This is a genomic window from Streptomyces sp. NPDC097129 (assembly GCF_055668065.1).
Map to the genome: position 1 here is coordinate 123,509 of NZ_JBVOQE010000007.1, position 18,659 is coordinate 142,167.

The 18,659-nt window shown below is 71.4% G+C and carries 20 protein-coding genes and 1 tRNA gene; 10 read left to right on the forward strand and 11 right to left on the reverse strand.

The genetic code is table 11. The features are described 5' to 3' along the window. Position 1: 1 nt before the first annotated feature. From AC0B9F_RS21130 to AC0B9F_RS21165, 8 genes are all read left to right on the forward strand, one after another. The gene (locus AC0B9F_RS21130) at positions 2 to 547 is read left to right on the forward strand and encodes a NuoI/complex I 23 kDa subunit family protein (RefSeq protein ID WP_472004819.1); all 546 of its coding nucleotides are present in this window, start codon (positions 2 to 4) and stop codon (positions 545 to 547) included. Further along, entirely contained in the window at positions 544 to 1,182 is a 639-nt protein-coding gene (locus tag AC0B9F_RS21135; RefSeq protein ID WP_472004821.1) for an NADH-quinone oxidoreductase subunit J family protein, read from the forward strand. The genes AC0B9F_RS21130 and AC0B9F_RS21135 overlap by 4 nt, the downstream gene beginning before the upstream one ends. Then, positions 1,182 to 1,571, forward strand: coding sequence for an NADH-quinone oxidoreductase subunit NuoK (gene nuoK, locus AC0B9F_RS21140; RefSeq protein WP_472004823.1), 390 nt, complete (start codon positions 1,182 to 1,184; stop codon positions 1,569 to 1,571). Before AC0B9F_RS21135 ends, nuoK begins: the two co-directional genes overlap by 1 nt. After that, positions 1,568 to 3,562, forward strand: coding sequence for an NADH-quinone oxidoreductase subunit 5 family protein (locus tag AC0B9F_RS21145; protein WP_472004825.1), 1,995 nt, complete (start codon positions 1,568 to 1,570; stop codon positions 3,560 to 3,562). Before nuoK ends, AC0B9F_RS21145 begins: the two co-directional genes overlap by 4 nt. A 6-nt stretch (positions 3,563 to 3,568) precedes the next feature. Next, positions 3,569 to 5,143: a complex I subunit 4 family protein gene (locus AC0B9F_RS21150; protein WP_472004827.1), complete on the forward strand. Its 1,575-nt coding sequence runs from the start codon at positions 3,569 to 3,571 to the stop codon at positions 5,141 to 5,143. Next, positions 5,140 to 6,675, forward strand: coding sequence for an NADH-quinone oxidoreductase subunit N (locus AC0B9F_RS21155; RefSeq protein WP_472004828.1), 1,536 nt, complete (start codon positions 5,140 to 5,142; stop codon positions 6,673 to 6,675). Before AC0B9F_RS21150 ends, AC0B9F_RS21155 begins: the two co-directional genes overlap by 4 nt. Before the next feature lie 182 nt (positions 6,676 to 6,857). Further along, positions 6,858 to 7,721 carry a zinc metalloprotease HtpX gene (gene htpX / locus AC0B9F_RS21160; RefSeq protein WP_472004830.1) on the forward strand — a complete coding sequence of 288 codons (864 nt, stop codon included), beginning with the start codon at positions 6,858 to 6,860 and terminating at the stop codon, positions 7,719 to 7,721. Next, positions 7,718 to 8,110 (forward strand): YccF domain-containing protein, encoded by a 393-nt coding sequence (locus tag AC0B9F_RS21165; RefSeq protein ID WP_472004832.1) that lies wholly within the window; start codon positions 7,718 to 7,720, stop codon positions 8,108 to 8,110. The genes htpX and AC0B9F_RS21165 overlap by 4 nt, the downstream gene beginning before the upstream one ends. Positions 8,111 to 8,141: 31 nt before the next feature. On the opposite strand, the gene AC0B9F_RS21170 is transcribed toward AC0B9F_RS21165, so the two are convergent. After that, a complete protein-coding gene (locus tag AC0B9F_RS21170; RefSeq protein ID WP_472004834.1) occupies positions 8,142 to 9,398 on the reverse strand; it encodes an APC family permease in 1,257 nt (418 codons plus the stop codon). Between the two features lie 152 nt (positions 9,399 to 9,550). Here AC0B9F_RS21170 and AC0B9F_RS21175 point away from each other — a divergent pair, with 152 nt between their 5' ends. Continuing rightward, on the forward strand, positions 9,551 to 9,817 hold the full coding sequence (locus AC0B9F_RS21175) for a GlsB/YeaQ/YmgE family stress response membrane protein (RefSeq protein WP_361630652.1): 267 nt from the start codon (positions 9,551 to 9,553) through the stop codon (positions 9,815 to 9,817). 125 nt (positions 9,818 to 9,942) lie between these two features. On the opposite strand, the gene AC0B9F_RS21180 is transcribed toward AC0B9F_RS21175, so the two are convergent. Beyond that, the gene (locus AC0B9F_RS21180; RefSeq protein ID WP_472004836.1) at positions 9,943 to 10,431 is read right to left on the reverse strand and encodes a YajQ family cyclic di-GMP-binding protein; all 489 of its coding nucleotides are present in this window, start codon (positions 10,429 to 10,431) and stop codon (positions 9,943 to 9,945) included. 223 nt (positions 10,432 to 10,654) lie between these two features. Here AC0B9F_RS21180 and AC0B9F_RS21185 point away from each other — a divergent pair. Beyond that, positions 10,655 to 10,736, forward strand: a tRNA-Tyr gene (locus tag AC0B9F_RS21185). Between the two features lie 160 nt (positions 10,737 to 10,896). Here AC0B9F_RS21185 and AC0B9F_RS21190 read toward each other — a convergent pair. The 9 genes from AC0B9F_RS21190 to AC0B9F_RS21230 form a co-directional block, all read right to left on the reverse strand. After that, the gene (locus AC0B9F_RS21190; protein WP_472004838.1) at positions 10,897 to 12,261 is read right to left on the reverse strand and encodes a tyrosine-type recombinase/integrase; all 1,365 of its coding nucleotides are present in this window, start codon (positions 12,259 to 12,261) and stop codon (positions 10,897 to 10,899) included. Positions 12,262 to 12,324: 63 nt separating this feature from the next. Next, positions 12,325 to 12,513, reverse strand: a complete 189-nt coding sequence (locus AC0B9F_RS21195; protein ID WP_472004840.1) for a helix-turn-helix transcriptional regulator — start codon at positions 12,511 to 12,513, stop codon at positions 12,325 to 12,327. A gap of 156 nt (positions 12,514 to 12,669) precedes the next feature. Continuing rightward, positions 12,670 to 13,911 (reverse strand): DUF3631 domain-containing protein, encoded by a 1,242-nt coding sequence (locus AC0B9F_RS21200; protein ID WP_472004842.1) that lies wholly within the window; start codon positions 13,909 to 13,911, stop codon positions 12,670 to 12,672. After that, positions 13,908 to 14,258, reverse strand: coding sequence for a hypothetical protein (locus AC0B9F_RS21205; RefSeq protein ID WP_472004844.1), 351 nt, complete (start codon positions 14,256 to 14,258; stop codon positions 13,908 to 13,910). The genes AC0B9F_RS21200 and AC0B9F_RS21205 overlap by 4 nt, the downstream gene beginning before the upstream one ends. Beyond that, the gene (locus AC0B9F_RS21210) at positions 14,255 to 15,208 is read right to left on the reverse strand and encodes a bifunctional DNA primase/polymerase (RefSeq protein WP_472004846.1); all 954 of its coding nucleotides are present in this window, start codon (positions 15,206 to 15,208) and stop codon (positions 14,255 to 14,257) included. Before AC0B9F_RS21210 ends, AC0B9F_RS21205 begins: the two co-directional genes overlap by 4 nt. An 87-nt stretch (positions 15,209 to 15,295) precedes the next feature. Further along, the gene (locus AC0B9F_RS21215; RefSeq protein WP_472004848.1) at positions 15,296 to 15,604 is read right to left on the reverse strand and encodes a hypothetical protein; all 309 of its coding nucleotides are present in this window, start codon (positions 15,602 to 15,604) and stop codon (positions 15,296 to 15,298) included. Beyond that, positions 15,601 to 15,759 (reverse strand): hypothetical protein, encoded by a 159-nt coding sequence (locus AC0B9F_RS21220; RefSeq protein WP_472004850.1) that lies wholly within the window; start codon positions 15,757 to 15,759, stop codon positions 15,601 to 15,603. The genes AC0B9F_RS21215 and AC0B9F_RS21220 overlap by 4 nt, the downstream gene beginning before the upstream one ends. 80 nt (positions 15,760 to 15,839) lie before the next feature. After that, positions 15,840 to 16,325: a hypothetical protein gene (locus tag AC0B9F_RS21225; RefSeq protein ID WP_472004852.1), complete on the reverse strand. Its 486-nt coding sequence runs from the start codon at positions 16,323 to 16,325 to the stop codon at positions 15,840 to 15,842. Between the two features lie 209 nt (positions 16,326 to 16,534). Continuing rightward, on the reverse strand, positions 16,535 to 18,658 hold the full coding sequence (locus AC0B9F_RS21230) for a hypothetical protein (RefSeq protein ID WP_472004854.1): 2,124 nt from the start codon (positions 18,656 to 18,658) through the stop codon (positions 16,535 to 16,537). Position 18,659 lies beyond the last annotated feature (1 nt).

Genomic DNA, 18,659 nt, shown 5'->3' on the forward strand with positions numbered 1-18,659 from the left:
TATGGCGATTCCCGGCAGCGGCCTGGCCAAGGGCCTGGCCGTCACCCTGCGCACGATGACGAAGAAGCACGTCACCGACCAGTACCCGGAGGTCCAGCCCGAGCTGCCGCCGCGCACCCGCGGCGTGATCGGCCTGTTCGAGGAGAACTGCACGGTCTGCATGCTCTGCGCCCGTGAGTGCCCCGACTGGTGCATCTACATCGACTCCCACAAGGAGACGGTTCCCGCGGCCACCCCCGGCGGCCGCGAGCGCAGCCGCAACGTCCTCGACCGGTTCGCGATCGACTTCTCCCTGTGCATGTACTGCGGTATCTGCATCGAGGTGTGTCCTTTCGACGCGCTGTTCTGGTCCCCGGAGTTCGAGTACGCCGAGACCGACATCCGCGACCTCACCCACGAGCGCGACAAGCTGCGCGAGTGGATGTGGACCGTCCCGGCCCCGCCCGCCCTCGACCCGGGCGCCGAGGAGCCGAAGGAGCTGTCGGCCGCCCGCAAGAGTGCCGAGAAGCTGGCCGCCGCCCGTGACGAGCAGGAGGGAACGTCGTGACCCTCGCCGCCGCAACGGCCACCGCGACCGCCACCGGCTCCCACGGTTTCCTCTCCCCGTCCGGCGTGGAGATCGCCTTCGTCCTGGTCGGCCTGCTCACCTTCGGCGCCGCGCTCGTCACCGTCACCACCCGGCAGCTGGTGCACGCCGCGCTGTGGCTCGTCGTCACCCTCGGCGGCCTCGCCGTCGAGTACCTGCTGCTGACGGCCGAGTTCATCGCCTGGGTGCAGGTCCTCATCTACGTCGGTTCCGTCGTCGTCCTCCTGTTGTTCGGTCTGATGCTCACCAGGGCCCCCATCGGCCGCTCCCCGGACGCCGACTCCGGCAACCGGTGGGCCGCCCTGACCGTGGCGGTCGCCGCCGCGGCCGCCCTGGTCTGGGTGGTCGTCGACGCCTTCCGCACCACCTGGATCGACCTGGACGGCCCCGCCGCCGGTTCCACCGCGGTCACCGGCGCGAGCCTGTTCCAGAACTGGGTGCTGCCCTTCGAGGCCCTCTCCGTCCTCCTCCTCGCCGCGCTGGTCGGCGCGATCGTGCTGTCCCGCAAGGCGAAGGCAGAGGCGGTGGCGGAGGCGGTGGCGGAGGCCGGCACCGATGCCGCCCGCGCCACGGCCGCCGGGAAGGAAGGCGCCTGATGCATCTCGCCTACCCCGCCGTCCTGTCCGCCCTCCTCTTCTGCACCGGCCTGTACGGCGTCCTCGCCCGCCGCAACGCGATCCTGGTGCTGATGTCGGTCGAGCTGATGCTCAACGCCGTCAACCTCAACCTCGTCGCCTTCGACGTGTGGCTGAGCAAGGCCGCCGAGGAGACCCTGCACTCCGGGCAGGCCCTGACCCTGTTCACCATCGCCATCGCCGCCGCCGAGATCGGCATCGGCCTGGCGATCGTCCTGGCCGTTCACCGCAACCGCGGCACCTCGGACATCGACCGGCTCCGCGACACCGCCGAGGGCCCAGAGCCCGACGGCTCCCGCGGCGACGCCCTCACGGCCGACGCGACCGAGAAGGCTGAGGCCACCGCGTGACCACGACCACCCTCGCCGTCCTCGTCCCCCTCCTGCCGTTCCTCGGCGCCGCCGCCGGCCTGCTGCTCGGCCGCACCGCACCCGGGTTCGTGCGCCCGCTCGCGATCCTGCCGACGCTCGCCGCCGCGGCGCTGGCCGTCGCGGTCGCCGCGGACCAGGGCGGGGGCGCCGCGATCGACGCCGCCACCGGGCTGACCCCGACCGGCTCGGTGCCGATCGACCTCGCGTTGCACATCGACGGTTTCGCCGCGCTCGTCGCCGTCCTCGTCGGCGTCGTCGCGACCTGCGTGCAGGTCTACTCCACCGGCTACCTGCGCGACGACCCGCGCTACGCGTCCTACGCCGCTCTGGTCTCGCTGTTCACCTCCGCGATGCTGCTGGTCGTCTACTCCGGCGACCTGATCGTGCTGCTGGTCGGCTGGGAGGTCATGGGCATCTGCTCCTACTTCCTGGTCGGCCACTACTGGGAGACCCCCGAGGCACGCGCCGCCTCGATCAAGGCCTTCCTGGTCACCAAGCTCGGCGACGTCCCCTTCCTGATCGGCCTGTTCGTCCTCGCCGGCGACACCGGCTCGTTCCGCATCACCAAGATCCTCGGCGCGGTCGCGAACGGCGGCCTGGACCACCCCACGCTGATCGCCCTGCTGCTCCTGGCCGGCGTGGCGGGCAAGTCGGCGCAGTTCCCGCTGCACACCTGGCTCCCCGACGCGATGGCGGGCCCCACACCCGTCTCCGCGCTGATCCACGCCGCGACGATGGTCGCCGCCGGTGTCTACTTCGTCGCCCGTCTCCTCCCGGTCTTCGAGGCCTCCCAGGCCGCGATGGTCGTCCTCGCCGTCATGGCCGCCGTGACGATGGCCGGCTCCGGCCTCGCCGCGCTCGCCCAGGACGACATCAAGCGTGTCCTCGCCTACTCGACGATCGGCCAGCTCGGCTACATGACCGGCGCCCTCGCCGTCGGCGACCGCGGTGCCGCCGTCTTCCACCTCCTGTCGCACGGCGCCTTCAAGGCGCTGCTCTTCCTCGCCGCCGGCGCGGTCATCCACGCCGCCGGCACCAACTCGCTGGCCGCCATGTCCCGCATGGGCCGCCTGCGCGACCGCGTCCCGGACGCCTACTGGACGATGACCGTGGCGCTGCTCGCGCTCGCCGCGATCCCGCCGTTCAGCGGCTTCTTCTCCAAGGAGACGGTCCTCGGCGCCGCCGAGCACGTGGCCACCGGCCACACCGCGCACGCACCCGGCGCGGCCGGCTGGATCGTCCTCGTCGCCGGCCTGGTCACCGCCCTGCTCACCGCCGCGTACGCGACGCGCCTGTGGCTGCTGGCCTTCCGGGGCCACGGCACCGAGGCCCCGGACCACGGCCGGCAGCCGCTGACCATGACCGTGGTGCTGTGGGTGCTCGCGGTGCCCTCCCTCGCGCTCGGCGGGCTCGCCTACCGGCTGCTGCCCGACTGGTTCGACGGCCGCTCCCTCGCCCCGGCCCTGACCACCTCCGTCCTCGGCACCGGCGTGGCGCTGGCCGGCGGCATCGTCACCTACGCGGCCTGGCGCCACACCACCGCACGCGCCGCCCGCGTTCCCCTCGGCGCGGTCGCCGCCCATCCCGAGGGCGACGCCGGTCTCGTCGAGGCCGAGGCCATCGCCACCCACACGCCTGCCTACGGGGACATCGCCGACGCCCCCGACCCGGCCGACCCCGGGCGCCTGCTGCTCGGTCCGCTGCACCGGCACGCGGTCGGCGGCTTCCACCTGGACGCCGTCTACCACGCGCTGTTCGTGCGTCCGGTGCAGGCCGGGGCGAGCCTCGTCAGGTTCCTCGACCGGGAGGTCGTCGACACCTATGTGCGTGGCGCGGGCGCCCTACCCCGCTGGCTCGGGGCTGCCGTGCGGCGCGCCCAGACCGGCAATGTGCAGACCTATGTGAGCGCGCTGCTCGCCGGCACCGTGGTCCTCGCGGTCGCCGCCGTCCTCGTCGCCACGGGAGCGTGAGCAGGCGTGATCGATATCAACGAGTCCGTGATGCAGTTCCTTCTGGCATTCGTCGTCGTCGGCCCGCTCCTCGGCGCGGTCGCCGCTCTCCTGCCGGCCCCGCCCGGGCTGAAGGGGAAGTCCCCGGAGCAGGCCGTGCTCCGCCACGGTGTGACCGTGACCGGCGTGATCCTCATCGCCGCGATCGTCCTCGCGCTCGGCTTCGACCACGACCATCCGTCGAAGATGCAGGCCAGCACCGACATCAGCTGGATCCCCGCACTCGACGTGCGCATCCACCTCGGCATCGACGGCATCTCCCTCCCCCTTCTGGTCCTGACCGCGCTGCTGACCTTCCTCAGCGCGCTGTACTCCTACTTCAAGCGGCCCGCGGGCCCGTCCCCGAAGGCCTTCGTCGCCCTGATCCTGGTCCTGGAGTCCGGCACCCTCGCCACCTTCGCCGTCCTCGACCTGATCCTGTTCTTCCTCGCTTTCGAGACGGTCCTGATCCCGATGTACTTCCTCATCGCCCGCTGGGGCGGCGAGGGCCGGGCCGCGGCGGCGTGGAAGTTCATCCTGTACACGCTGCTCGGCTCGGTCGTCATGCTGCTCGGCCTGCTCCTGATCGGGCTGCGAGCGGGCACATTCGACATGGTGGCACTCGCCACTGACAACGGCCGGTCGCTGAGCACGTCCGTGCAGGTCATCGCCGTATTGGCGATCGGGATCGGGCTCGCCGTGAAGACGCCGATGTGGCCGCTGCACAGCTGGCTGCCCGACGCGCACACCGCCGCGCCGACCGTCGGCTCGGTCCTGCTGGCCGGTGTCCTGCTGAAGATGGGTACGTACGGGTTCGTCCGGATCCTGCTGCCCATCGCCCCGGACGGCATGCACACCTTCGCGCCCTACCTCGCCGCCCTCGCCGTCGTCGGGATCATCTACGGATCCCTCGCCTGCCTGGCCCTCGCCAAACAGGGCGCGAAGGGCGACCTCAAGCGGCTGATCGCCTACTCCTCCGTCGGCCACATGGGCTTCGTCCTGCTCGGCATCGCCACGATGTCCCCGACCGGCGTCAACGGCGCCCTGTTCGCCAACATCGCCCACGGCCTCATCACCGGCCTGCTGTTCTTCCTGGTCGGCGCGTTGAAGGACCGCACCGGCACCACCGACCTCGACACCCTGGCCGAGGGAACCGGAGCCGCGCTGTACGGCAAGGCCCCGCGCCTGGGCGGCCTGCTCGCCTTCGGCGCGGTCGCCTCGCTCGGCCTGCCGGGACTGGCCGGGTTCTGGGGCGAGATGCTCGCGCTGTTCGGCGCCTTCAAACCCGCCGCCGACCTCAGCCGCCCCGCCTTCCTCACCTTCATGGCGATCGGCGCGTTCGGCACCCTGCTGACGGCCGCGTACATGCTCGTCGTGGTCCGCCGCGTCTGCATGGGCGCCGTACCGCAGGACACCCCGAAGCTCGCCGACGTCCAGACGTACGAGTTCGCGGCCTGGACGCCGCTCGTCGTCCTCACCGTCGTCGCGGGCCTGTGGCCCAAGGCCCTGCTCGGACTGACCGACCCGGCCGTGCAGCAGCTCTTCGCAGGAGGCACCCGATGAGCTCCCCGGCCCTGCCGCTCGCCCGGCCCGTGGCGGAGTCCCTCGTCCAGTCCGTCGACTGGCTCGCCATCGCGCCGCCCACGCTGACGGCCGTCGTCGGCCTGGCCGTCCTCGTCGCCGACCTGTTCGTGCCGGACGCGAAGAAGGCCGTCCTCGGCTGGATCTCCGTCGCCGGACTCGCCGCCTCCGCGCTCCTGCTGCTGCCGATCCTCGACGGCGACCGGTCCACCTTCTGCCTGCCCGCCCGGCAGGACGCGTGCAGCTACACCGCGGACCGCTTCACCCTCGTCATCCAACTGCTCGTCCTCGGCGGCGCCCTGCTGGCCGCGCTGCTGTCGGTCACCGCCCTGAAGGACGCCCGCAAGCAACTGCCCGACGGCGAGTACTGGTTCCTGCTGCTGTCCTCCGCCGCCGGCGCCGCCCTGCTGCCCGCCTCCCGCGACCTCGCCACACTGATCGTCGCCCTGGAGGTCGCCTCCCTGCCCGCCTTCGCCCTGGTCGGCCTGCGCCACGGCGACAAGCGGTCCTCCGAGGCGGCCCTGAAGTTCTTCCTGTCGTCGGTGACGGCCACCGCCGTCAGCCTCATGGGCGTCAGCTTCCTGTACGCGACGACCGGCACCCTCTACCTCACGCAGATCGCCGACCGCATCCAGCACGTCGACGGCCAGTTCCAGACCCTCGCCCAGACGGGCGTCGTCCTCACCCTCATCGGCTTCGCCTTCAAGACCGCGGCCGTCCCCTTCCACTTCTGGGTGCCCGACACCTACGTCGGCGCGCCGCTGCCGATCGCCGCCTATCTGTCGGTCGTCGGCAAGGCCGTCGGCTTCTCCGGCCTGATCCTCGTCACCGTCGTCGCCCTCCCGTCGTACGCCGACGCCTGGGGCCCCGCGCTCGCCGTGCTGGCCGCCCTCACCATGACCGTCGGCAACGTCGGCGCCCTGCGCCAGCAGCCCACGCGCGCGTACAGCGCCGTACGACTGCTCGCCTGGTCCTCCGTCGGCCAGGCCGGCTACCTGCTGGTCCCGATCGCCGCCGCGGCCTACACGGACGACCCCGCGCACTCGATCGGCTCCACCGTCGCCTACGCCCTCATGTACGGCGCCGTGAACCTCGGCGCCTTCGCGGTGGCCGCGCTGGTGGGCCGCACGCGCGTGCTCAACCGCCTCACGGACTACCGCGGCCTGTACGCCACCAACCCGCTCACCGCCCTCCTGCTGGCCTTCTTCCTGCTGTGCCTGGCCGGCCTCCCGCCGGGCATCATCGGCCTGTTCGCCAAGGTCACCGTCTTCTCGGCGGCCGTCGACGCCGGCCTCGGGTGGCTCGCGGTGATCATGGCCGTCAACGTGGTGATCGCGCTGTTCTACTACCTGCAGTGGACGGCCCTGCTGTTCCGCGCCCCCGACGGCGAGGCCGCCCGCCACCGCGTCCCGGCCCCGCTCACCGCGGCGCTCGCCCTCACCGCGGTCGTCGGCGTCGCGCTGTCCGGCGCACCGCAGATGGTCCTGCACTTCGCGGACACGGCCCTTTTCTGACGGTGGCGCGGGGGCCCTCACCCGAGTGGCGCAGGGCACCCCGCGAACGCAGGGGAACTGGCGGCCCCCGCCTGGCGTTGACCAGAGCGGGAGGGTCCACTGGACGTGACACCACGACCTCGGTGGATACCGCAGATCAGCAGGCAAAGGGTTCCCCTGCCGCACCACTTGGAGGGAGTACCGTGCACCGCCGGCACAACGGGCTCAGGACGGCAGTACTCCTCGGGGGGCTGTCCGCACTCATCATCGTCATCGGCAGCTTCTTCGGCCGTACGGGCCTGATCGTGGCCGTCCTGGTGGCATTGGGCACCAACGCGTACGCGTACTGGAACAGCGACAAGCTGGCCCTGCGCGCCATGCGGGCCCGCCCGGTCAGCGAGTTCGAGGCGCCGGGGCTCTACCGCATGGTCCGCGACCTGTCCACGCAGGCCCGCCAGCCCATGCCGCGCCTGTACATCTCACCGACCGAGGCGCCCAACGCCTTCGCGACCGGCCGCAACCCGCGCAACGCCGCCGTGTGCTGCACGGACGGCATCCTGCGCCTGCTCGACGAGCGGGAGCTGCGCGGCGTCATCGGCCACGAGCTCAGCCATGTCTACAACCGCGACATCCTGATCTCGTCGGTGGCCGGCGCGCTCGCCTCGGTGATCATGTTCCTGGTGAACTTCGCCTGGCTCATCCCCATCGGCCGTTCGGACGACGACGAAGGCCCCGGCCTGCTCGGCATGCTGCTGATCATGCTCCTCGGCCCGATCGCCGCCAGCGTCATCCAGCTCGCCATCAGCCGCTCCCGTGAGTACGAGGCCGACGCCTCCGGGGCCCGCCTCACCGGCGACCCGCTCGCCCTCGCCGGCGCCCTGCGCAAGCTGGAGACGGGCACGCAGCAGCTGCCGCTGCCGCCAGAGCCGCGCATCGAGACGGCCAGCCACATGATGATCGCGAACCCCTTCCGCGCGGGTCAGGGACTGTCAAGGATGTTCTCCACCCACCCGCCGATGGCGGAACGCATCGCCCGGCTCGAGAAGATGGCAGGTCGCCCGCTGTGAGAACCATTCTGAACGTCATCTGGCTGGTCCTGAGCGGCTTCTGGCTGTTCCTCGCCTATCTCCTCGCCGGCGTGCTGCTCTGCATCACGATCATCGGCATCCCCTTCGGGATCGCGGCCTTCCGCATCGGCGTCTACGCGCTGTGGCCCTTCGGGTACACCACCGTGGAGCGCGGCGACGCCGGAGCGCCCTCCTGCGTCGGCAACGTCCTGTGGCTGATCCTCGCGGGCTGGTGGCTGGCCATCGGCCACATCGTCACGGGCATCGCCCTGTGCGTCACGATCATCGGCATCCCGTTCGGCATCGCCAACTTCAAGCTGATCCCCGTCTCGCTGTTCCCGCTGGGCCGCGACATCGTCCGCACGGACGAGCCGTTCGCGGCGCGCTGACCAACGGCCACGCGCGGGGGCCGTACGCGGCCTATCCGCGGCCCACCCACCGCCGCACCGCGTACGCCGCCGCGCCCACCGCCAGCACCCCCGCGCCGACGGCCACGGACAGACCCGGCAGGGCGAAGGCCAGGGCGGCGCAGCCCGCGAGGCCGACGGCGGGCACCACGCGCGTGTGCCACGCCGGAGTCAGCGACCAGGCCGAGGCGTTGGCGACGGCGTAGTACGCGAGGACGCCGAAGGACGAGAAGCCGATCGCGCCACGGACGTCCACCGTGGCGGCCAGCACCGCGACCGCCGCGCCCACCGCCGGCTCCGCCCGGTGCGGCACCCGGAAGCGCGGATGGACGGCGGCCAGCACCCCCGGCAGATGACGGTCCCGGGCCATCGCCAGCGTCGTCCGCGACACGCCCAGGATCAGCGCGAGGAGCGAGCCCAGCGCCGCCACGGCCGCCCCCGCCCGCACGAGCGGCGCCAGCCCCGGCACCCCCGCCGCCCGCACCGCGTCGGCCAGCGGCGCGCCCGCGTCGCCGAGCCGGTCCGCGCCCAGTACGGCGAGGACGGCCACCGCCACGCACGCGTAGACGCCCAGCGCGATGCCCAGCGCCAGCGGGATCGCCCGCGGAATGGTGCGCGCCGGATCGCGTACCTCCTCACCGAGGGTGGCGATCCTGGCGTACCCGGCGAAGGCGAAGAACAGCAGACCGCCCGCCTGCAGCACCCCGCCCACGCCGCCGGAGGCCCCGACGTCCAGCCGCCCCGTGTCCGCGGCCCCCGACCCCAGGCAGGCCACGACGACGCACACGAGCACGGCCAGCACGACCGCCACGATCACCCGGGTCAGCCACGCCGACTTCTGCACGCCGCCGTAGTTCACGGCCGTCAGCGCGACGACGGCGGCGACCGCCACGGCGTGCGCCTGCCCGGGCCACACATACGCGCCCACGGTGAGCGCCATCGCCGCGCACGACGCCGTCTTGCCGACCACGAACGACCAGCCGGCGAGGTACCCCCAGAACGCGCCCAGCCGCTCCCTGCCGTACACGTACGTGCCGCCCGAGGCCGGGTAGCGGGCCGCCAGCCGCGCCGAGGACCGGGCGTTGCAGTAGGCGACGACGGCGGCGAGGGCGAGGGCGGGCAGCAGACCCGACCCGGCGGCGCGCGCGGCGGGCCCCAGGGCGGCGAAGATCCCCGCCCCGACCATCGAGCCCAGCCCGACGACCACGGCGTCCCGGACACCGAGAGTGCGCCGCAGCTCGCCACCGACGGCCGGTCCGGACTGTGTCATGGCCCGCACCCTACTGATCAGCGCAACCGCGGGACGCCCCCGAGACGTCCTGTTCATCAACGACGTACGAACACGCGCACGAGGCCCGGCCGGGACGCAGATCACACAGCTCCGGACGGGCCGCGCACAGCGCGGAAGGGCAGGTTCACGGCATGGGAATCATCAGCTGGATCATCCTCGGCCTGCTGGCCGGAGCCATCGCCAAGTTCCTGCTGCCGGGCCGCGACCCGGGCGGCTTCATCGGCACCACCCTCATCGGCGTCGCCGGCGCCTTCATCGGCGGCTGGATCTCGGCCCGCTGGCTGGACCACCCGATCGCCAAGGACTTCTACGACGGCGCCACCTGGGCGGCGGCCATCGGCGGCTCGCTGGTCCTGCTGATCGCCTACCGCATCCTGTTCGGCAACTCCCGCGACTGACACCCGTCGCCGGCGCGAAGGGCGGGCAGCGCGAGGGCTGGACAGCGCGAAGGGTGGGCACCCCCGACACCTCGGGGAGCCCACCCTTTTCGTCGCCGGTACGCGCGCGTGGCCGACCGGCGGTCCTACCGGTAGTTCACGAACTGCAGCGCGAAGTCGAAGTCCTTGCCCTTCAGCAGCGCGATGATGGCCTGCAGGTCGTCACGGCTCTTGGAGCTGACCCGCAGCTCGTCGCCCTGGACCTGGGCCTTCACGCCCTTGGGGCCCTCGTCGCGGATGATCTTCGCCACCTTCTTGGCGTTCTCCTGGGAGATGCCCTCCTCGATGGAGGCGAAGATCTTGTACTCCTTGCCGGAGAGCTGCGGCTCGCCCGCGTCCAGGGACTTCAGCGAGATGCCGCGCTTGATCAGCTTGGACTCGAAGACGTCGAGGACAGCCTTCACCCGGTCCTCGGAGTTCGCCTCCATGAGGATCTTGTCGCCGGACCACGAGATCGAGGCACCCACGCCCTTGAAGTCGTAGCGCTGCGAGATCTCCTTGGCGGCCTGGTTGAGGGCGTTGTCGACCTCCTGCCGCTCGACCTTCGAGACGATGTCGAAACTGGAGTCGGCCATGTCCTGTGGCTCCTTGTATCGGGGTGCGAAACGGGTGCGTGTCGGCGTCCGTGGGGCTGCCGCCGAGCCCGGCGTACGTCCCGGGCGCATCCCGACCAGCCTAGTCACCCCGCCCCTCGGGGGTGGTCATCAATCGGGTGGCGAAGCACCCCTGCGCATCGGGTATTGTTTACGTCGTTGCCGGGGAGCAGCGCCGAAAGGCGGCTCGAAGGCAGCACCACCCGGCGGTGTGCCCGAGCGGCCAAAGGGAGCAGACTGTAAATCTGCCGGCTCAGCCTTCCCAGGTTCGAATCCTGGCGCCGCCACGCTGAGGGAAACCCTCTCCGACCTGCTGAAAAGCAGGACGGAGGGGGTTTCTTCGTTCCGGGGGACCATGTGGGTGTTTCGGGCGGCTTTATCCCACCTTGTCTCACCCTGACACGCGTGGTGACCAGCGTGTGTGGGGCATCTGTGGGGCAGCGTGGGTCACGCCCAGCGGCTCAACGCTTCGTCGATCCTGGCGTTCGCCATCTCCGTGGCCCCGTCAAGACACTTCGCGTAGACCTTCAGTAGAACTGCAACCGAGTGGCCGGCGCGACGGGCGACTTCCACCGGGTCCACACCGGAGTTCAGCCAAAGGGAGACGCACGCATGACGTAGATCATATGGGCGAGCGGCGAGCGGCGAACCGTGCTGCTGCGGGGTGAGCGCCTGCTTCCGGGCGCGTGCCCATACCTCCCCATAGCCGCTCTCTTGAACCAGGCCGCCGCGAGAGGTGCGAAACAGCCGTCCGTCCGGCGCTACGCCGTATCGCTCGATGTGGTCACGGAGCATCGCGGTGAAGTGCGGCGGGATGGGCACGTGTCGGATCTCCCGCTCCGGCCGCCACTTCAGCCCTCGGACGTCGTGCGGGGTGCCGGAGTCGGTCCAGCCGCGGCCGACGCGCGGACGTGAGCCGTCCAGGTGAAGCGTGCCCCATCCTGACATGGGCAGCTCGCAGTTCTCGCGGCGGAGCCAAACGGCCTCCGCCGGCCGCATGGCGGCGTGGTACAGGCACCCGAAGAACGCCTTGAGGTGCTGGCCACGCGTTCCCTGATCGGCCACCGCGTCCAGCAGCACGCGAGCCTGCCGGGGGTTCACCACGCAGCCGGGGTCCACCTCGTCCACGGAGGGAGGGATCACCCATTGAACCTGCGGGAGGGGGTTGTGCGGGAGCCGGCGGGCCTCCACGGCGAACCCGAGCGCGTTGTGGAAGATGGCGCGCTTTCGCTTGACCGTGGACGGCGCCGCCCTGCCCCCGTCCAGCCGTTGAGTGAACGCGGTGAGCACCTTGCGGATCACGAGCGGGTCGTCCAAGGCGCTCACTGGCAGGGCGTTGCGCTCGACCCATGACAAGACGCGCGTGACCTCCGCCGGAGGGTCGTCCGACCAGCGGTTGAGGTTGAACGCCCAGCTGTAGAGGGCGTGCCGTAGGTCCTGTGCGCTCGGCATACCTCGGCGGCTGCTGACCAGGACCGGGGTGGCGGTGGCCATGGCGTCGGCGAGGGTGGTCCGGGTCTTGGCGGGGGACGTCGGCCACTTCATCTCGATGTAGTCGCGCGCATGTTGGTACCAGGACACGTCATTGCGCTGCCGCAGCTCCCGCATGGGGATGCCGGTGGCCTCGTCGAACGGCTCGCCGGCGTTGACGGCTGTCAGCAACTGCGCGCGCCGGCTATCGGCGAGGGTCTTGGTGGCGAACGTCTGAGAGTGGGGGGTCTCTCCCACCTTCCAGCGCAATTCGGCGGACGACTGCCCGCGGTCCTTGCGCTGCCGGACTGCCCAGATCCGAACGTTGTACGTCGTGCCCACAAGGGTCCTTTCATGGAGAGGGGCCCGCTGCCGGAGCGGGCCCCTTGGGTGGTGTAGGTCGGATTAGGCGGCGTTTTCTCCGCACTGCTGCCACCAGGCGTCAAGGTCGGTCCGGCTCACACGGATCTGACCGTTGGGCAGCTTCCGGAGCTGGGGTGCCTGGCCGCGGGCGCGCATGCGGTAGAAGGCGGCGCGGCTCATGCCGATCTCTTCGAGGACTTCGGGGAGTTTGAGCATCTGGGGGCGAGCCATCGTTGCGACTCCTCGTCTCGGGCCTTCTGGGAAATCCGCAACATCCGCAACGCCGCAACATGCCTGGTCAGAGCGTCGGCTCTGTTGCGGATAGCTGTTGTGTTGCGGATAGGTGCCGCCGCATGGACGTGCGGCGGCGGGCTTCGGGCCGGGTGATCAGCCCGCGATGCGCAGTTGGCGTGTGTCGCTTTCGGCGGACATGTGGCGGCTATCGGCGGGGGTTTCCGCCACAGATTCACCGGTGCTGACCTGCGGTGTTGCGGATGTTGCGGATGTTGCGGACTTCTCGGGGGGCGGGGGGCAGTAGCGGGCCCAGGCGTCGGTGAGGTCTTCCGCGTAGTAGCCCTTGGGGGTGCCGCTGCCGATTCGGACGCTGCGGGGCTTGATGGGCGTGTTGTCGGGGCGGACGTACTGGCTCAGCAGCTTGGACAACCCCCGGGAGGTGAGGGGTTTGCCTTCGTCGTTCATGTCGGCCCAGGGCGCGTCGTCGAGGCCGAGGAGGACTTCGAGGATGGCGGCGGTGGGCATGCGGTCGGCTCCGCAGAACACCCTGTCGCGTAGGTCGGTCAGCAGGCGGACGCCGAGGGAGGCTTCGCTGCTTTCCTCGCTGGCGGCCTTGATGAGTTCGACGCAGGCGGCGCGGGCGCGCTCGGGCCAGTGGCCGCCGGCCGCGTCGGCGACCGCGAGGAGCGGTTCCCACACGTCGGCGGGCCGGTCGGAGACACCGTCGGGCATCTCCGGCCAGGCCTCGGCGACCTGGTCGTGCACGGTGGCGGCCCACTCGGCGAGCCGGTCCCGCAAGGCGTGACCCTGCTTCTCGTGGACGCGTCGGCGGTAGGGCTCGACCTTCTCGTTGGGGGCACGCTTGCGCATGCGGATGATGACCGAGCGCGTCAGGATCGTGTCCGGGAGGGAGCCGAGCCCGGCCATGGCGACCGCGCAGAAGGAGGCGAACCAAGCCGACGTCTGATTCGAGCCGTCCCCGACGCAGCGCAGGGACTTGGCGCCGCGCCGGTAGCCGGAGTTGAGGAACCCGCGGACCTCTTCATTGCCGCCGGCCTTGGGCCCGAAGACGGTGTCGATCTCGTCGAAGAGAAGGGTGGGCTTGCCTTCTTCGGCTTCCACGAGCCGGAAGAGGGCGTTCGCGGAGGCGTTGACGGTGGTGGCGGCGCGGGGTGTGAGGGTCTCCACGATTTCCAGGGCGCGGGACTTGCCCGAGCCCGGTTCGGGGGACAGGAACGCGAGGCGGGCGGTGCCGTCGAAGGCGTCGATCAGGTGGGCGTGGGCGTCCCACAGGGTGACGGCGACGTAGGCGGCTTCGGTGGGGAAGACGTTGAAGCGGCGGTGGAAGGCTTCCACCTCGTTGAGGAGTGCGGCGCCGTCGATGGGGTCGGTCATGCGGCGGCCCTTCCTTCCTGGGGCTTGCGCAGGGGGCATGCGTCGCGGTGGGCGGTGTGGTCGTCGATCAGGGCGAGCACCCGGCGGTGGCCGATGGCGCTGCGGTCGCGGCCGCACTCGCACCGCGACGTGGCGGTGGGGGTGGCGTCGCGCGGTGCGGCGATGTGCAGCCACGCCACGGGGTAGCGGCCGTCCGCCGGGTGCTGGTTAGAGCGAAGGGCAGAAGGGACGCCCTTACGGGCGGCGCCTTTCGGCTCGCCCACGGCCGTCACCGGCGCGGCCGTGAGGGCGGCGAGCGGCCGGTGGTCGCTGGGGGTCTGGCTCTTAGTAGGCGGGGGGTTGGTCATGCCGCGACCCGCTTGCCGGCCGGGTTGTGCGCGATGGACCAGTCCAGCCCGCGGGCGATGACGTCGTCGTAGTAGCGCTGCGTCTGGGTGGCGTTGCCCGCCGCCGCCCTACTAAGAGCCTCCTCAACCTCCGCGCGGGTGAGGTCGCCAGACGCGACCAGCCGCCCGAGTGCTCGTGCGGCCCGCAGCAGCGTGGCGTTGCGGGTGCCGTCCGTGGCGGTGGCCACGCTGTGCGCCTCGTTGCGCAGCGCTGCTGCGGCGTACCCGCTGGCGTGCGCAGGGGCCTCGGGCGCGGCCTGTGCGGGCCGCTGAGGGGGTTTCAGGGCGCGATGGAGCCAGTTCGGCAGCGGGGTGGGGTCGCGAGGGTCGATGACGGTGTAGGTGCCGTCGGGGGTAGTGCTGCCGGCGGCGACGACGTATCCGCCCCACCCTCGGGTGTCGATCTTCTTGGCCAGGCGTCCGGCGGTGGAGTGCAGTCGCGCGCCGGGGGGTTGGGTGAAGTACAGGTGCTCGCCGCCGCGTGCGGTCCGCACGCGGTAGGTGTCGGGGACGGGCTGTCCGGCGCGCTCGCAGAGCGCTGCGAAGTTGGTGACGCCGTCAGGCGTTCCTTTCGGCTCGTGCGGTTTGGGCATGTCGAGGTCGACGACCAGCAGCCCGGACGGGCCGGTCGCGATGGCCACGTTGTACGGCTGCTGGGACCAGGCGGCGGTGATCAGGTCCACGTCTGTGGTGGCGCGCTGCTCGGGGGTCTTGTGCCCGTCGGTGCACCGTCCGGTGCCGGGGCAGTACTTCTCGGCGTGCCCGGCAGGGCGCTTGTCGCCGGGGCGGAGCGGGAAGACGCGCCAGCCGCGTCCGCCCGCCTCGATCGCCCACGCCAGCAGCTCCAGTCGGGTCAGATCCGTGGTGGGCAGGTCGGCCGGCACTCGCCGGATGTCGGGGGGTTGGGTCATGCTGAATGTCTCCAGTTCCTTAGTGGGGTGCTGGATGACAAGGGCGGCCCCGGTTCTTGGCGGAATGGGGGGCCGCCCTTGGCGCAGCTAGAACGGCGGTTCGTCGCTGTAGCCGTCAGTGCCCCACGGGTCAGGGGCGCTGCTGGTACGGCGGTGCAGCCAGCGGGGACGGCGAAGAAGCGGCAGCAGGACCACGCACCGTTTGTCGTCCCAGCAGTGGCAGGGGTCCCACTCGGTTCCGGCGTACTCGCCGTTGTGGTCCCCGTAGTCGTAGGCGATGCCGCCCTCCCCCCGGCAGTCGGGGCAGTTGGGGCGAGGGGTGTCGGTCAGGGCCAGCGCGCGGCGCGACGAGCAGACGACCTTGATACGCAGCCGGGGGAGGTTTCGGCGGTTCATACGGTGCGCTCCTCGGTCACCGCCGCCATGTCGTCGACCTGCAAGAGCAGGTTTCCGAGCTGTCGGCGGGTGAGGTCACGGCTGTAGGTCGTGGGCTGGTCGTCGTTGTCCCAGCTCAGTTCGACGGTGACGATCTCGTCCGGGTCGAGGTCCATCAGGACTCCTGGCGTGTTGGGGCGTTGTGGGCGGTGAGGGCGGCCCCGGCTTTGGTGAGAGGAGCCACTCTTTGGCGTTGTCAGCGGTGGTTGATGGTTCCGATGGCCCGGCCGAAGAGGCCGGTGGCGGTGATGTTCTGGGTGATCTGCGTCGGTGCCGTCGGGCGCCGCGCGGAGCGCAGCAGGACGGGCACGGCTACGACGGCGGCGACGATGAGCGCGGCGGCGGACCACAGGGCGTGGGTCATGGCGATCAGTCCCGGTGCGGCGTAGGAGAGTCCGACGGACGCGGCGCCGATGCCGAGCCCGACGGTCGGGGCGAGCAGCGCGGTGGTCTTCGCCCACGCGGGGATCGGCTGCGGGGCCGCCGCCGCGGGCGGGGTGGGGGCGGTGGGCGGCTGGGTGTAGGCGAGGGTGCGGGTGCCGCCGGGCAGGGTGACCATCTGGACGCCGGGCGGCACTTCCTCGGGCAGCATCGCGGGCCGCTCCCAACCGGTCCCGTAGGCCACGGGGGCGGTCGGCAGGGGGCGGGCGGTGGTGATCTCGTACAGGGTCTGGGGGTGCACAACGTGGTCCCTTCAACGCGGCGGGCAGCCTCCGCGGTGGGGTGGCTGCCCGTGCCTTGTCTTGTCGTGTCGCTTGTCGTGCGGCTTGTCGTCTGGCTTGTCGCTTGTCTTGTCTTGTCGCTTGTCGCCTTGCAGGTCACAAGCCGTTTCAGGGCCTCTGAGAGCCGCTGAGGGGCTTTGTCCGGGGCGGGACGACAAGCGACAAGCGATCAGTGCCCGGGCGGTTGCTCGGGGGCGTGCTGGCGGTGGACGTAGCGTGCTTTGGTGCCCTCTCCGACGCGCACGGCGATGCCCTGCCGAGTCCAGTCGCGGAGCCAGCCGACGACCGTTTGACGGCTCGTGCCGTACTCGTCGGCGAGTGCGCGGGCGATCGCGGATGCTCCGGTCCCGTCGGGGCCGGCGGCGAGCAGCAGGGCGAGGGCGGCCTGCTGTGCGGGGCTGTCCTCTTCGCCGCGCAGCGCGGACAGGTTCAGCCCGCCCGGTGCGGGCGGCACCGGGTCGCCCGTCGGGATGGTCGGGTCGGGCGCGGTGCCGAATTGGGCGTCGATCTGTGCCCGGAACTGGCGCAGCATCTCCTCTTCCGGCGAGGCCTGCTCGGTCGGCTGCTCGGTGCGCAGCGCGGATAGGTTCAGCCCCGACCGCCCGTCAGACGGCCCGACGGTGCCGGTGTCGTCTCCGGGGGTGTGCTCGCGCATCCACGCGGTGCGCTCCGTGTCCCAGCGTCGGGTGTAGGCGGGGCCGGCGGCCTTGGTGGACAGCTCGTCGAGGCGGGGGTGCCGGTCGCTGGTGGCGGCGATGATGTCGCGGATCTGGTTGGGCAGGATGCGCCACGTCTTGAACAGGGCGGCCGGGGATTCCGGGGTGCTCATGAACCCAGAGCCCTTGTAGGGGGCCTGTTCGACGCGCAGGCCGCGGGAGCCGGGGAACATCTTGGACAGGTCCATGCCCTCGGTCTCACCACCGGTCAGCGCAACGCGCACCTTGGCTTCCCGCCGGATCATCAGGTTGCCCAGCACCGCGCCCGTGGCCCCGAGGGCGGTGAGGACGGTGCGCACGCCCATGGCGCGGGCGATCCGGATGACCTCCAGGATCTTCTCGCCGAGCTTGCGGATCTGCCGGTCGGGGCTGGCCAGGATTTCCGCGCCCTCGTCGATGACCAGCATGATCTGCGGAATCCGGGCGCTGATCGGGAGCAGGTCGGTGTTCGCCTTGGCGAGGAGGTCCTGGTAGCCCATCTTGCGCTGCTTGGCCACCTTCACGGCCGTGTCCAGCATCAGCATGGCCTCGTCGTACGTGCCGGCGAGCCAGTCGATGCCCGGCCGCACGGGCTTGTCGTTGTCACCCTTGATGTCGCCGTTCAGGGCGGGCAGGACCCAGGGCAGGCCCGCGCTGCCGGCGTTGAGGTCGATGACCCAGGTCAGGATGTCCTCGGCGCGGGCGAATCCGGCGAGGATGCCGTGGACCATGTTGGTCTTGCCCGAACCGGTCGGCCCGACGACCAGCGCGCACTGCTCGCGCAGATGGGCGCGGATCTCCTCGGCGTTGGTGCGGTAGCCCCAGGGGATGCCGGTGTGCAGGGACAGCGGCCCGTACTCGGCGGGGTAGGTGCGCTCTTCCTGCAGGACGTTGACGGTGGTCACGTCGATGATGACGCGGCCCTGGTGGATGCCGGGCGAGGCGGTGGCGGTGCAGCCGTGCGGCAGCCGGGCATCCGCCGACAGCCGCGCCGACTCGGCGGCAATCTTGTTCCAGGTCGCGCCGCCGGGCGGGAGTTCGGCGTCGATGGAGTAGCCGGTGCCGGTCTCCCACTTCTCCACGCCGACCACGCGCACGGTGATGGAGCACACCCGCTGGATGCGGTCGATCCACTCCGCGGCGATCGCCCGCCGCTCCGCGGACAGCTCGGCCGCGATCTGCCGCTGCTCCGCGGCAATCGCCTCTTCTTCGCGGGCCTCTTCGTAGAGGGCGGTGGAGCGGGCGGCGGCGCCGATGCCGACGCCGATGGTGGCCAGGGAGCCGAGGGCGGCCCAGGTGAGGGGGCCGTGGGTGATGGCCCATGTGGTCCAGCCTGCGCCGATGAGCCAGGAGGCGGCGCGGGTGGCGAGGGTGCGGCCGGCGTTGCGCCACCGGAGTCCGGCGACGGTGTGTCCGAGGGCGCCGGCCGCGCCGACGGCGAGGGCCCAGCCGGGGGGCATGGCGGTGGCGGCGCCGGTGGTGGCGACGGCGAAGGCTCCGGTGGTGGCGGACAGGGCGCCGGTCACGGGTCCGTGACCGGCCGCCCAGTCCAGCACCGGCCCACTCGGCTGCTGCTTCGTGGCGGTGGTGGTGGCCATG